Annotated in this window: 12 protein-coding genes; 4 read left to right on the top strand and 8 right to left on the bottom strand. The window is 43.9% G+C overall.

The genetic code is table 11. The features are described 5' to 3' along the window. Window position 1 precedes the first annotated feature (1 nt). Window positions 2-715, top strand: coding sequence for an SGNH/GDSL hydrolase family protein (locus ACVBIK_RS05630; protein ID WP_447160578.1), 714 nt, complete (start codon window positions 2-4; stop codon window positions 713-715). 1 nt (window position 716) lies between these two features. On the opposite strand, the gene ACVBIK_RS05625 is transcribed toward ACVBIK_RS05630, so the two are convergent. Together ACVBIK_RS05625 and ACVBIK_RS05620 are read right to left on the bottom strand one after the other, a co-directional pair. After that, complete coding sequence (locus ACVBIK_RS05625) at window positions 717-1,841, bottom strand: patatin-like phospholipase family protein (protein ID WP_447169267.1); 1,125 nt, start codon at window positions 1,839-1,841, stop codon at window positions 717-719. 230 nt (window positions 1,842-2,071) lie between these two features. Then, window positions 2,072-3,784: a proline--tRNA ligase gene (locus ACVBIK_RS05620; RefSeq protein ID WP_447160576.1), complete on the bottom strand. Its 1,713-nt coding sequence runs from the start codon at window positions 3,782-3,784 to the stop codon at window positions 2,072-2,074. A gap of 347 nt (window positions 3,785-4,131) precedes the next feature. Here ACVBIK_RS05620 and ACVBIK_RS05615 point away from each other — a divergent pair, with 347 nt between their 5' ends. The 3 genes from ACVBIK_RS05615 (at window position 4,132) to ACVBIK_RS05605 (ending at window position 7,105) form a co-directional block, all read left to right on the top strand. Continuing rightward, window positions 4,132-4,650 (top strand): GNAT family N-acetyltransferase, encoded by a 519-nt coding sequence (locus tag ACVBIK_RS05615; RefSeq protein ID WP_447169266.1) that lies wholly within the window; start codon window positions 4,132-4,134, stop codon window positions 4,648-4,650. Between the two features lie 16 nt (window positions 4,651-4,666). Further along, window positions 4,667-4,957 carry a hypothetical protein gene (locus ACVBIK_RS05610; protein WP_447160574.1) on the top strand — a complete coding sequence of 97 codons (291 nt, stop codon included), beginning with the start codon at window positions 4,667-4,669 and terminating at the stop codon, window positions 4,955-4,957. A gap of 264 nt (window positions 4,958-5,221) precedes the next feature. After that, the gene (locus ACVBIK_RS05605; RefSeq protein WP_447169265.1) at window positions 5,222-7,105 is read left to right on the top strand and encodes a serine hydrolase domain-containing protein; all 1,884 of its coding nucleotides are present in this window, start codon (window positions 5,222-5,224) and stop codon (window positions 7,103-7,105) included. A 156-nt stretch (window positions 7,106-7,261) separates the two neighbouring features. Here ACVBIK_RS05605 and ACVBIK_RS05600 read toward each other — a convergent pair whose 3' ends face one another. The 6 genes from ACVBIK_RS05600 to ACVBIK_RS05575 all read right to left on the bottom strand — a co-directional run bounded on the left by ACVBIK_RS05600 (window position 7,262) and on the right by ACVBIK_RS05575 (window position 13,398). Continuing rightward, a complete protein-coding gene (locus ACVBIK_RS05600; RefSeq protein WP_447160572.1) occupies window positions 7,262-8,731 on the bottom strand; it encodes an amino acid permease in 1,470 nt (489 codons plus the stop codon). A gap of 701 nt (window positions 8,732-9,432) precedes the next feature. Next, window positions 9,433-9,876, bottom strand: coding sequence for a universal stress protein (locus tag ACVBIK_RS05595; protein WP_447160571.1), 444 nt, complete (start codon window positions 9,874-9,876; stop codon window positions 9,433-9,435). Between the two features lie 213 nt (window positions 9,877-10,089). Continuing rightward, window positions 10,090-10,725 carry an acyltransferase gene (locus ACVBIK_RS05590; RefSeq protein ID WP_447169264.1) on the bottom strand — a complete coding sequence of 212 codons (636 nt, stop codon included), beginning with the start codon at window positions 10,723-10,725 and terminating at the stop codon, window positions 10,090-10,092. Between the two features lie 8 nt (window positions 10,726-10,733). Continuing rightward, window positions 10,734-11,495: a tRNA (N6-threonylcarbamoyladenosine(37)-N6)-methyltransferase TrmO gene (gene tsaA / locus ACVBIK_RS05585; RefSeq protein WP_447169263.1), complete on the bottom strand. Its 762-nt coding sequence runs from the start codon at window positions 11,493-11,495 to the stop codon at window positions 10,734-10,736. A gap of 30 nt (window positions 11,496-11,525) precedes the next feature. Then, window positions 11,526-11,909 (bottom strand): Rcs stress response system protein RcsF, encoded by a 384-nt coding sequence (gene rcsF / locus ACVBIK_RS05580; protein WP_447160568.1) that lies wholly within the window; start codon window positions 11,907-11,909, stop codon window positions 11,526-11,528. Between the two features lie 124 nt (window positions 11,910-12,033). Then, a complete protein-coding gene (locus tag ACVBIK_RS05575; protein WP_447163645.1) occupies window positions 12,034-13,398 on the bottom strand; it encodes an amidohydrolase in 1,365 nt (454 codons plus the stop codon). Window positions 13,399-13,404: the final 6 nt, after the last annotated feature.

Here is a 13,404-nt window from a genome sequence, read left to right as displayed (position 1 = left end):
TGTGCATTACCTCATTTTTATCCTGTTGGCACCGATCTTATTATTACAGGGGCGTATCGTTAAGAGAAATACCCCAAAACTGCCGGAAGCTGCAGGGCCCCGGCAAGGTTCTGTGGGGGACGGCGCGGGATTATCGGTACTCATTTTAGGTGACAGCGCCGCAGCTGGAGTTGGCGTTGCTAGCCAGCAGCAAGCATTAACGGGCGTGGTGGTAAATACGCTTGCCCAGCGGTACCAAGTTGATTGGCGTTTACTGGCAAAGTCTGGTCATAATACCGCCCAGACCATTGAGATGTTACAACAAGAGTTGGTAGTGCAACAAACCATGCATTTTGAGGCCGTAGTGGTATCGCTTGGAGTGAACGATGTTTTAAGCCCGTTAACCGTTAACCAATGGATAAGCCAGCAACAAGCCTTAGTTGAGTTAGTCACTGAAAAGCTGGGCTGTCAGCGTTTGATATTGACTCGAGTGCCACCCATGGGGGATTTTCCGGTATTGCCGCAGCCACTGCGCTGGTTTCTTGGTCAGCGTAGCCAAGCCTTTAACCGTCAACTACAACGCTACGCCCTGCAAGAGCCAAAATTCACCTTGTTGGAATTTGGTCATCAACTCAATAGTGATGCGATGGCAACAGATGGCTTTCATCCTGGTGCATTAATATATCAAGATTGGGGGAAGAGCGTGGCGAGCGCTCTGTTGGCTGATAAGCCTTAGTTTATTGAAGATTAAAAAATTGTTTTATCTCATCAATCTGGCACATAGCGTCTTCATAACCTAATTCGATTAATGCACTGCAATAGCCTTGCTCAAACAATAGATATGACACAATACTTGAGTCGGAGTGTTCGTTTATCCCCAGTATTTTTAGCATGGTTTTAATCGCAAAAGGCATATCCTGAAAGTAGCGTGATGCCATTGCGCTTAAATCCTCACTGGGTTTAATCACTAATGTTTCGATGGTTTTTAGTGCTAGTTGATCACGGCTCTGTTCGGGGACCAGATTTAGCGTGGTATTAATTCGCTGTAACCTTTCAAGATCGCTGTTTAGCGTATCAGAGAAGATAGTATCGAGTAAGTGACCAGCAATCGTTGCCGTCTTTGGGTGATGCTCTAACTCTTTTGATTGAACTTTATGTGGACTTTCAAGGTTAATCACCATGATCTTATCTGCGCCAAGGTGTATTGGACTACTCAACGGCGCCAGCTGGTGTACCGAGCCATCGCCATAATATTCTTGATTTAATCTTATCGAAGGAAACACCATAGGTATGGCCGAGCTGGCTAATAGATGATCAGTGTTGAGACGAGTACGTACGCCATGACGTCTTGCCCTGTGCCAGTTATTGATATGGGCATTAGCCTGGAAAAATGTCACTGAGCGTGAGTTGTTATAACAGGAAGTATCTAGGCTAACAGCTTCAAGTGCTCCGCTGTTGATATTACGGTCGATGCGTTCAAAGCTGATGAGATCGTTAAGCAGGCCTCGTAACGGCTCACTATTAAATAGGCTACCAGCTGAGTTTGATACCCCGTCGCTTTGCAGGCCTTTTAGCGCCATCTTACTTAAATGTTTCATTACCCCACCAATGGAGGCTTGGTAGACTTTACGGGCATGAACATGACGCCAAACCCATTCAAGCTTACGCACCCCCAAATGAAAACAGGAGGCATGGGTTGCTATTGATGTCGCGTTGATTGCGCCAGCAGACGTACCACAGATGATCTTAAACGGGATCCCGTGATTACGTGGATAAAACTGTACAATCGCTTTGAGAACCCCGATTTGATAGGCCGCTCGCGCGCCGCCGCCACCAAGGACTAATGCTATTTTATCTGGCAAGTCGACGTTCCTTATCGGTTGAAAATTAAAACATATTCAAAACACATGGCCTAAATTTAGAATATGTGACTCTGGAGTGTTCTTCAAGTAACAAGTGAAAACAAAGATAAAAAACAAGCTGTCATATGCATGGAGATTCAGTGATGGGGATATTTATATTTTTAGCATAAAAAAACGCCGATGATATCATCGGCGTTTTTATTGATTTACTTAGCGATTAAGGTTCGCGATTAAGCTTGTTGCGCTTTTAAGAACTCAACGATTTCGTCTAGTGGGATATCTTGCTTCTCACCAGTACGACGGTTCTTGTATTCGAACATGCCGTTATCAATATTACGATCGCCAATAACCACAACGTGTGGAATACCGATAAGCTCCATATCAGCAAACATTACGCCAGGACGCTCTTTACGGTCGTCGAACATGACTTCCATGCCAGCATCGTTTAGGTCTTGATATAGTTGCTCGGCGATATCTTTAACGCGATGCGACTTGTGCATGTTCATTGGCAAGATGCCAACAGTGAACGGTGCAATCGCTTCAGGCCAGATAATACCGCGGTCATCGTTGTTTTGCTCAATTGCAGCAGCAACCATACGACTTACGCCCACACCGTAACAACCCATAAGTAGAGTCTGTGACTTACCATTTTGGTCAAGTACGTTAGCATTCATCGCTTCAGAGTAGTTAGTACCTAACTGGAAGATATGACCGACTTCGATACCGCGAAGTAGTGCAATAGTACCTTTACCACATGGGCTAGGCTCGCCTTCGATGATGTTACGTAAGTCGAATGCGGCAACTTCTGGTAAATCACGCTCCCAGTTGATACCGAAGTAGTGCTTGCCATCTTGGTTTGCACCCGCGCCAAAGTCGCTCATGATGCTAACACTGTGATCAACAAATACTGGCATATTTAGGCCAACAGGACCGATAGAACCAGTACCTGCGCCAACAGCATCACGGATAGCGGCTTCATCTGCAAACTCAAATGGCGCTAATACCGCATCAAGTTTTTCTGCTTTAACTTCGTTTAGCTCGTGGTCGCCACGAATAACGATAGCCACTAATGGCGCTTCTTCAGTTGCACCCTTAACGATTAATGTCTTAACTGTTTTCTCAATCGCAATGCCGTGTTGCTCAACAAGCTCTGCAATGGTTTTTGCGTTTGGCGTGTCAACTAATGTCATCTCGCTAGTAGCTGCTTGACGCGTGTCAGTCGGCAGTGGCGCTTCACATTTTTCAATGTTAGCAGCGTAATCGCTTTCTGTTGAGTAGGCGATTAAGTCTTCACCGCTGTTAGCTAATACGTGGAACTCGTGTGACATGCTGCCACCGATAGAACCTGTGTCAGCCATTACTGGACGGAAGGCTAGGCCTAAACGAGTCAGAATGTTGCTATAGGCTTGGAACATCGCCTCGTAGGTTTCATCCATCGTTTCTTGATCGATATGGAAAGAGTAAGCATCTTTCATCAAGAATTCACGTGAACGCATTACACCAAAACGTGGACGAACTTCGTCACGGAACTTGGTTTGAATTTGGTATAGGTTAAGTGGTAACTGCTTGTATGAGTTAACCTCTTTACGCACGATGTCTGTGATCACTTCTTCGTGAGTTGGACCCAGTACGAAGTCACGGTTGTGGCGGTCTTGGAAACGAAGTAGTTCAGGACCAAACTTTTCAAAACGACCCGTTTCAACCCAAAGATCGGCAGGTTGAACCATAGGCATAAGGATCTCAACTGAGCCCGCTTTGTTCATTTCTTCACGAACAATCGCTTCGATTTTACGTAGTACACGTAAACCTGTCGGCAACCAGCTGTATAAGCCAGATGCGTTACGACGGATCATACCCGCACGTAACATTAACTGATGACTAACCACTTCTGCATTAGCAGGCGTTTCTTTTTGAGTTGATAGCAGGTACTTGCTTACGCGCATTACCGGTGTCCAAATTTGAGTTGAATGGGCGCTATTTTATCACTTGTAGTGCTTCTGTCACCTATGGATTTTGCGATTCGAGTGATTTATTTACTTTGAGCATAGGTTTTTGCGCTAAGCGATGCAGGTTATACTCCTTTGCTTTGACGATGATGAGTGACAAGTTGAGTGAATACTTTTAGTTAGCAGTTTAGTTAGCAGTTGAGTTATAGGAAAAAACCTAATCCTGTTATCCATGAGCAAACTCGTGTTTTATTGTAGGATTATGCCTACATCTTGATGCGTACAAGTTCAGATTGATGTTAGCTTATGACACAGAAAAATTGTTTATAACAAGGTGAGCCAATATGGCGTTACATTATCAAACATCAAGATTGGAGGTTTCGGAATTATTTTCTGAGATAGCGCCAGCTGAATTATCGCCATTGCTGGTTCGAGTCACTGAGCTGTTAACACCTGCCGTCGTTGAAAACTTGCCGCCACATTTTCAGCACATCGATTCACTTTCTGACGCCAGAAAATGGTTTAAACGTATGGTAGTGGAGAGTCGTCTTTTTGTCGTCAAACATACAGAAGCGAATGTTATTATTGGTTTTATGTTTGCGTTTATAGGAAGTAAACGTGACGCCCATATTGGTTACCTGCTAGGTGAGCCGTATTGGGGACAAGGGTTGGCGACCGAATTGCTCCAAGGCTTTATTGATATTTCAATTCAAGGTCAAAGTTGGGATTACTTGATTGCAGGTGTCAGCCAGAGCAATAAGGCTTCTGCAAAGATATTGCTTAGACTGGGGTTTGTTGAGCAACCTTGTGTAAATGGACCCGTTGTTTTCTTCCGATACCTATTATCTCAACCTCGACTTTGAGAGCGACTGTAAAATAATGGAATTGATATTTTTACCGCTACTGATAGTGCTTGTTAAGTACAAGCAGTACGCACGTGCAGAGTGGTTGTTTACACTGTTCTTTCTTGTTTATGCACTGGCATTGACCACATTAACGTTACCGCCAAATTCAAGGTTGGGCAGTTTTTATATCGGTATTCCTTCTATATCGTATCTTTTTTATATTTACCCTGACATTCAAACTCAATATCCAACCTCGGTGATCCGAGTATTGAGTACGTTGGGGGTGTGCACGGCATTTATTGCGTTGCTCGTTTTTTTCAACTGATTGCTTTCGTATTATGCTCTTTGGCAATGCTCAGCCTTTAGCCCTGTGGCCAGTTAGCTGTTTACCTTCTCTATTATTTATTCTCTCCTCAATCTCGCATGAAGTCCTTGGGTAGATTAGTGTTTTGTTATGTGTAACTATCTATATGTTTTTAAATTAATATTTTAACTTAAAAGAATAAAGCTGATGTAGGTCTTTTGGTCGATAGGTTCATATCAAGGATGTTGTCATATTAGCTAAATTGGCTCATTTAAAGGATTGAAAATGAAGCGATTTTTATGTGTGTTATTTGGCCTATTGTGGTCAAGTTGGCTTTTTGCGGAGCAACCGTTAGCATCGACGGATGAGGCTAAGCACTCATCACCAACGACTTTAGAAGCACTCAAAGCCGCGATTGTCGACATTGTTGAAACAGAGGAACTGCCTGCCGTTGCTATTGCGATGGTTAACCAAGAGGGGCCGGTTTGGATTGAGGCAATAGGCTTGGCTAATATCGCCAATAACCAACCTGCCGATAGTCAAACCCTGTTCCGGATTGGCTCGACCTCTAAAATGTTTGTTTCTTTATCAATATTGAAACTTGTAGAGCAGGGTAAGTTATCTCTTGACGATAAACTTGCCGATCTTGCACCAGAAATAGCCTATACCAATCAGTGGGAAGCGTCAGACCCAATTCGTATTGTTCACCTCTTGGAGCACACCACCGGCTGGGATGATATTCATATCGTTGAGTATGCCCATAACGACCCTTCGCCAGCAACGCTCAAACAAGGTCTAGATTATCATCCTCATTCCCGCGTTTCACGTTGGAAGCCTGGTAGTAGAATGGCTTACTGCAATGCCGGACCTCCTGTTGCCGCGTATATCGTCGAAAAGGTCACTGGGCAAGTATTTGAAGATTACGTTGCCGAAAACTTTTTCATTCCTATGGGGATGGAGACCATGAGCTATTTCCAGTCTGATGATGTTAAAGCCAAAGGTGCGACACTTTATTCTAAGGGGAAAGAAGAGGCATATTGGCACATTATTATGCGGCCATCGGGCTCAATAAATGCGTCAGCTAATGATATGGCAAAGTTTCTGTCTTTTCTGGTGAATAGAGGACGTACTGTTGAGCAGCCATTGATTTCTGAAGCTTCATTTGCGCGCATGGAGCAAGTTAAGTCAACACCTGCGGCACAAGCTGGTCAAACGGCGGGTTACGGACTTAGCAATTACTCAACCCCTTACAAACAATGGATCTACCAAGGTCATGACGGTGGGGTTAACGGCGGAATAACCAAGCTTGAATATTTACCCGAAGCGGGCGTGGGTCATGTTGTGATGATTAACTCTGATGACGCGCAGTCGGTAAAGAAAATTACTGATCTCATCCGTGAATTTGAAACTAAAGAGCTTACAGAAAAAAGTATCACAGCCACACAAGCTGTGACTGACTCAATGAAAGCGTTGCAAGGATATTATTATCCAATTAATTCACGCATGGCGATGACCGAGTTTCTTGAGCGGGTATTGAATATCTACCAATTTACATTTAAGGGGGGAAAACTCATTCGAACAAATTTATTAGGTGGTGTACCTAAGGAATATTTTCCAGTTTCTGAGACATTGTTTCAGTCAGCCGAAACCGGTGAAATGAACCTATCATTTGTTGAAGATCCATTGGTAGGGCCGGTTTTTCATTCTGACTCATCGGTATATCGCTCCGTCAGTGCCGTGATAGTCTTTGGCCAGTTTACAATATTAGCCCTCTGGTTGATTATCAACGTGACAGGCCTGCTGTATTTATTGGTGTGGGGAGTGCGTATCATTATGGGCGCTGACATTAAAGGTAATACATTAATGATCCGAGTATGGCCTTTACTCGCAACATTGTCGGTCTTATGTTTTGTGTTTATGTTCCAACTTGGTGGTGTCGACCCTTTCAGGTTATTGGGTAACATAACCTATGTGTCCATAGGCTTAATGCTATCAAGTATAGCCTTGTTAATCTTTACGTTTTTAGGTTGTTATGTGGCCATAAAAGCGAAGGCGAGTGAGATGAATAAGGTGAACTACTGGTATTGCACCATTGCCTCTTTTACACACTTGTTGGTGGTCAGTTATTTAGCTTGGTTTGGCATAATAGGATTACAAACCTGGGCTTAGGTTCTGGTTTAACTTTAACGGTATATCGATAAAAGAAAGCCACTAAAAGTTAGTGGCTTTTTAAGATAACGAGGTTATATGGGTTATATGGGTTATATGGTTATATGGGTTCTATAGAGGATAGAGATCTCTGTTCTCTATCCTCAACCATTGCTATTAGCTTGAAGTTTCGTTGTCATCAAGCATTTTCACGCCTGGTGGCAATGGATTATTTTTACGCATTACGTGGTATATCCAAAATGGCAAAACAAGGGTAATAGCAAAGCTCACAACCAGAATCGTCATATACTCAGTTGCAGCAGCTCCTCCGCCAACTTGTGCCGGTGGAATAAATGAGATTGCAAGAGCAACAATGGATATAACTAATCCACTGATAGCGACGAACATCTTAACGCCTTTTCCTCCAGGAATTTCAAATGCGCGAGGCAGGTTTGAATAACTTAGCACGACCTTCATATAGGCGAGGAAGAAGATAATATAGCCGACAACGTATATCACTACCGTTAGCGATATTGCGGTAAAGAAGGAAACGTTAGCGCCACCCCCACCAAATGTCAGTACCGCCGCCCATATTGAAACAATCGCACCTTGTAGAAGTAAAAAGTTAACTGGCACACCTTCAGCATTTGTGGCAGAGAGTTTAGCGGGGAGTAAGCCTTTTTTCCCTGCTTCTAACATACCCCATGATGGGCCAACTACCCAGGCCGATACTTCAGCGACTACGCCAAGTGCAATTAACACCGCAATCACTCGAATTGCCCAATCCATATCATGAGTGAAATAGTGAAATAACCCTTCGAATCCTTGGATTACTCCAATTGACAGCCCAAGTTCTTTCTCAGGTACGACAGCACCAATCGCAACGCCACCGATGGCATTTAGCACAATGGCTAATATCACCAGCATGATAATAGCGATAGGGTAATCTCTTTTTACGTTTTTCATTTCGTTGGCGTGGGTCGCCGATGCCTCAATACCCGCATAGGCAAGGATAAATGACACAAATACAACCAAGGTATTGAGTTGGGTGAAGTCTGGTAATAAGGCTTCAGTGGTGATCGGCATATCACTGATACCACCAGTGACAAAAAATGCAATCGAGAGACTAAATAGGATACAGGCTGGAATGAGAATACCGAGCAAGAAACCGACTTTGGAGATCATTGCTGTGTACTTGGTTCCGCCTAATTGAGATAAAGTGAGTCCCCAAAAAATAACCATTACTCCGATAAACTTTATCGTACTATTATCATTGAGTGCAGCCCAGTCAAATACATAGGACAGCGCGCCTAAAATGAAATAAATCATGGTGACAAAACCAACGGTGATTTGGAACCATTGGAAAAAGATATTAGCAAAGCCCCATCGTTCTCCTAATGCATGTCCAGACCAAGTGAATACCCCCCCTTTGTCCCAACCTTCGACAGTTGCCATTTCTGCAGCGCATAAAGCGACAGGTAAAAACCAAAAGACACCCGCGACAACCAAATAGAAAACCAGTGATATGCCCGATGAAGCAAAGGTCGGGTATTCATATACGGTCATAACCATGGTGGCGGTTAGAGCAAAAAATCCAAATAGGCTCATATGCCTAGCTGTACTTGTTGGCGCATTTTGTTGTTTCATTAAATGGACTCCCAGGTTAGTACACATCTTATATATTTATTTAAAAAGTAAAGTGCGAAAAACTTAGATTTGAGATATTGGATATCTTTGAAGGTTAAATTTTATGCAATTGCAGTTAGCTGGATTTTGAGTATGGGGTGACATAGTTATAACTCTCAATTGGTCAAGGGCTTACATTATTACTATTGAAGATAGAACAAATATTGCAATACCACCGTTTTAAATTGAATTTATTCAAGAAAATGACAAAATTAGTTTAAAAGAGCGCGCGTAACGCGGAACAACGCAGCCAGCGCGGTGCGCAAGCATTAGGTTTTACTTTGCATATCCCCAGGGTTTTAGCTGGATAATCCTCCATAATTACATAATTGCAAACGGTTTTAGAGGTGACTGCTTTTATACCAATGACGGCTGGGTTAGCGTCGCCACGCCGTGTATTACGGCTCGTTTATGTGCGTGTTTTCTCAATGTAGCTCTGGAGAATTTGTGGTTGTAAAAAAGTGTAAACCGATACTGAAAGAGTGTTTTTGGCTGCCTACTTCTGCGCTGAATAGGTTCTGAAGGGAACAACCACTATCTCATCTATTCGCCTTGAATTAGAGTGTCAAAAAACGCTCTGAGTCGATCAACTTCTTATACTGATTGGCATAACAGAACTGCAGAGATGTAGCCAATAACCTAGCGGTTAATATCGAGTGCTACTATTTTACGACCAGAACAGGACATTTAGCCTGATTTGCAATAGTTTCAGCGACGTTGGAGTTTAATAGGTGAGATAACCCCGTATAGCCGTGGCTGGCGATGACAATCATTCCGACTCTTTGTGCTTCAGCTTCCGCTAAAATTTGCTTAACTACATCCCCCGTGCGGATTTTGCTATTTACCCTCAAGCCTTTTGGGAGCATTTCACGTACTTCAGCCACTATCTGTTTCATCTTATCATTGGCATAGGGTTCAGGGTCTATGAGTTGCTCTGCGGGGCTGTTTATCACAATGCCGAAATCTGGTGCGATATAAGGTAGGCCTATTACATTTAATAACTGAATATTTACCCTATATAAGTTTGCCATTTCGACGGCATATCCTAGTGCGTGATTAGCCGTTTCTGAAAAGTCTATCGGGCACAAAATATCTCGAGTGCGCATCGCATCCTCCTATTTACATGGTTACTCAATAAATATAGGTGGTTAAATATCACAGCTCAAATGTGCTTTATACCAAGGCCAAAATATGTTTCGTGATTAGGGGAATCATTTTCAAGGGATGATCTTAATTCCAACCACATTAAATAAGTGATTGCTCAGCAGGAAGTCAAAGCCCTGTAGGCTAGTTTTTATGTTGTAGTTGCACTGAAACGGCTAGCGCTTATCTCGCCTATCACCAATCACTCGTGCTGGATTTCCTGCCACAATTGCATAATCAGCCACATCTTTAGTGACAATAGCGCCCATACCAATGACAGCATGATTGCCAATCGTGACGCCATCGACAATACCCGCTTGAGCGCCAATCCAGACATCTTCACCTATCACCACGCCTTTAGAGTTAGATGGCTGTTGATAGATAGGCGTATCGGGCGCCATGCCGTGATTAAAGGCGTAAATAGTCACGTTATTGGCGATCCGGGTTTGATGACCAATAGTAATACCATGGCGGCCACCATCCAGTGAGCAGCCGTGATTAATCGCGACCTCATTGCCGAGGCTAATGGGGCCATGTAAGAAGCTGTCGGCAGCAATCATACATTGCTCACCGATAGTGATATTGCGACCAGGCTCGGCAAACAGGTTCGCTTCTGGCGCGATGAAACAGCGCTCGCCAATAGAGACGGTTTCAACTGCACAAAAGTGGGCTTGTACATCATCTTGCCAAGGTTTTGCCCATTCTAGGTGCTTCTCTTTTAATGAGAAATAAAGCCATGGCATATAAGACAGGCGCTTTTTATGCTGAGTTTGATAATCAGGCTTATGTTGTGCTGCTGGTGGCGGATTCATATGGCTATCTAGCTTTGATGAGCTGACTGAGTTGCCGGTGGCTGGGTTTTGCCCACCGTAGAGGCTCTAAGTTCAGTGACTTCAATCCCGGTATCGGTTATCACCCATAAGATATCTAAGTCATATAGCGCGACTTGATACAGCTTAGGATCGGCTTTAGATTTTTTATAGGCAGGGCGGGGATCTTGTGCCAGTACACCTTCAATCAATTCTGCAAGGTGCGGGTAAGCTGGATTTTGCTGATATAGCTCAAGTTGTTTTAGTGCTTGCTCGGTAAAGTTCACCTTGGCTAAAACTGGCGCTTCCTGGGCAATTCCCCCTTGAGCATTGTCGATTGAGTCAGAAAAGGGAATATAGGGCTTAATATCAATAATCGGCGTGCCATCAAGCAAGTCCATGCCCGAGATCTCAAGGCTAACTTTGCCGTTATGAGTATGCACAGCATGGAGCTTAACCACTGACTGGCCAATACCGTTAGGTCTGAAGGTAGAGCGCGTGGCAAATACGCCAAGCTTTTCATTACCACCGAGTCTTGGAGGGCGCACCGTTGTTTTCCAGCCGGCAGCGAGGTTTTCATGAAAACAAAATAGCAGCCATAAATGAGAGTATTGTTCCAATCCTCTCACTGCATCAATTTGATTAAAAGGTGGAGCTAATTCAACAAAACCGCGGGCGGCACTCACTAAACCTGGCTGCCTAGGTATGCCAAATTTTTGTTTATAGGGAGTGCGGCAAAAAGCCACTGCTTGGATCTGGCTGGTAAAAGACATTAAGGTTACTTCTAAAATGAGTAAATAAAATTATTGAGTGTCACTTTTGGTGACAATTGCTTGGCCAACGCAAATCGCGCGGCTAACACAGTTCTGGCTTGCTTCTTTAATCAACAAACATTTTTTTATCACTAGCCCGTTAGCTTGCTTGTCTGCAGCTGCTCGGCGAGCCAGCGTACGAGCTTCAACGATTGAGGCTGGTGCATCATTGTTTGATATTTGGCAGGTTTCACCTTCGACCATACCTTTAATCTCAAAAGGGCCTACAGGTTGCAGTGTACCTTCATAAACCGTCACGTCCGATGCTTTAAAGTAGTCATTAATTGCATCGCTGTCCAAATTGCTGTTAAAGGTATATTCACCGGCACAGCCGCTCAGCAAAAGGATAAAAGCAGAGGGTAATAAATATTTCATGGTGGCGGGCCTGTCTTATTATTGAGGTTAAAATGCCGTTGCTCACTCAAGCCATTAATAAAAAAGTGCTCATAAAGAGCACTTTTTCACGATTAAGCTTTCGTTGCGCTATAAGTTTGAAATTCTAGCGCTTTAGATACTTTTGATAAAGCTGTTGATGACGATTATTAAGATCAATTTTTCGGCCATCAATATAAACAGATTCAATACCTGCATGCATAGGATCCAATATATCACCCGTTGCTAAGATTAGATTGGCTTTAAATCCAGGTGCGATAGCCCCCATGTCATTAATATCTAATACTTTTGCAGCATCTAAAGTGATACTTTTAAGCGCATCCTCTTTGGTTAAACCATATGCTGCGGCCTGTCCGGCTGCAAAAGGTAAGTTTCTACTATTCCAGTCAGATGAAAAAGCGAGCGCAAAGGGGACTTGTGCTTGTTTTAACAATGCGGGGATCTTAAAGGCGAGATCAATAGGTTCATCATTGCGTTTAGGCAGTGCTAGGGTTTGATTGTAAACCACCTTAGCATTCACTTCCGCTAAGGCGTCAGCCACTCGCCAGGCATCGTATCCACCGACTATGACGATGTTAAAGTCATAAAGCTTAGCTAAAGCTATCGCCTCTTCAATCTGCTTTTGTGACTGCGCATGAATAAATAGTTGTGCATTACCTTCGTATAAAGGAGCAAGCGCCTGCCACCTAAGGTCAATCGTATTGACCTTGTCGGCTTTATCAGCGAGTTGATAGCGCTTGCCATCGGCAAAAGCACTGTAGACGGTATCGAGTCTACGCTTGAGATCCGCTAACTGTTCTTTACGCTTATCCGCCTCTTTTGATAACCAGCGAACATGTGGCCAGTAAAGGTGAAACTGCTTATTTGATTCAACTAAGGCATCCTCAATGGTCCAGCTGTCCATTGACACCAATGCCGACTGACCAGCTAAACCGTCGCCTTGTGGCACGACTTGGGCGTGAGTAATGCCGTTAACGCGCACCGTGGGGATAATCTCAGAATCCGGATTAAATGCGCTAATCGCTTCTAATTGCGGATTGATATAACCCACTTCATAGGCATCATTACTGGGACGCATCATTTCAACTTCAATTAATCCCATGGTGGTATCTAGGGCGATGAGTCCTGGATACAGATGCTTACCGCTGGCATCGATAATTTCGGCGCCAACAAGCAGCAGTGAGTGATCTGGGCTTGCTCCTGCGTCTAATGTTGAATTTAATGGTGCATTGGATGAGGCATTGCCAGCGGGCTCTGCAACGTTCGTTTTGGCCGCATCTAAATCTTGCCCGACGGCAATGACTTTACCATCAGCAATCAGCACGTCGCTGTCTTGCATTACGCCATGAGTGACAGTGTGCACCGTTGCGTTAGTAAACAGTATGGTCTGGCTTTGTGCCTTTGCCGGTAGCATGTCATGGGCGTTTGCCATAAAACAAAAAGGCAGGCTTAGCAGGGCTGCGGCCTGCATAAAAAC

This window comes from Shewanella sp. 125m-1 (assembly GCF_052977065.1).
This window is presented reverse-complemented; position numbering and strand designations above follow the sequence as displayed.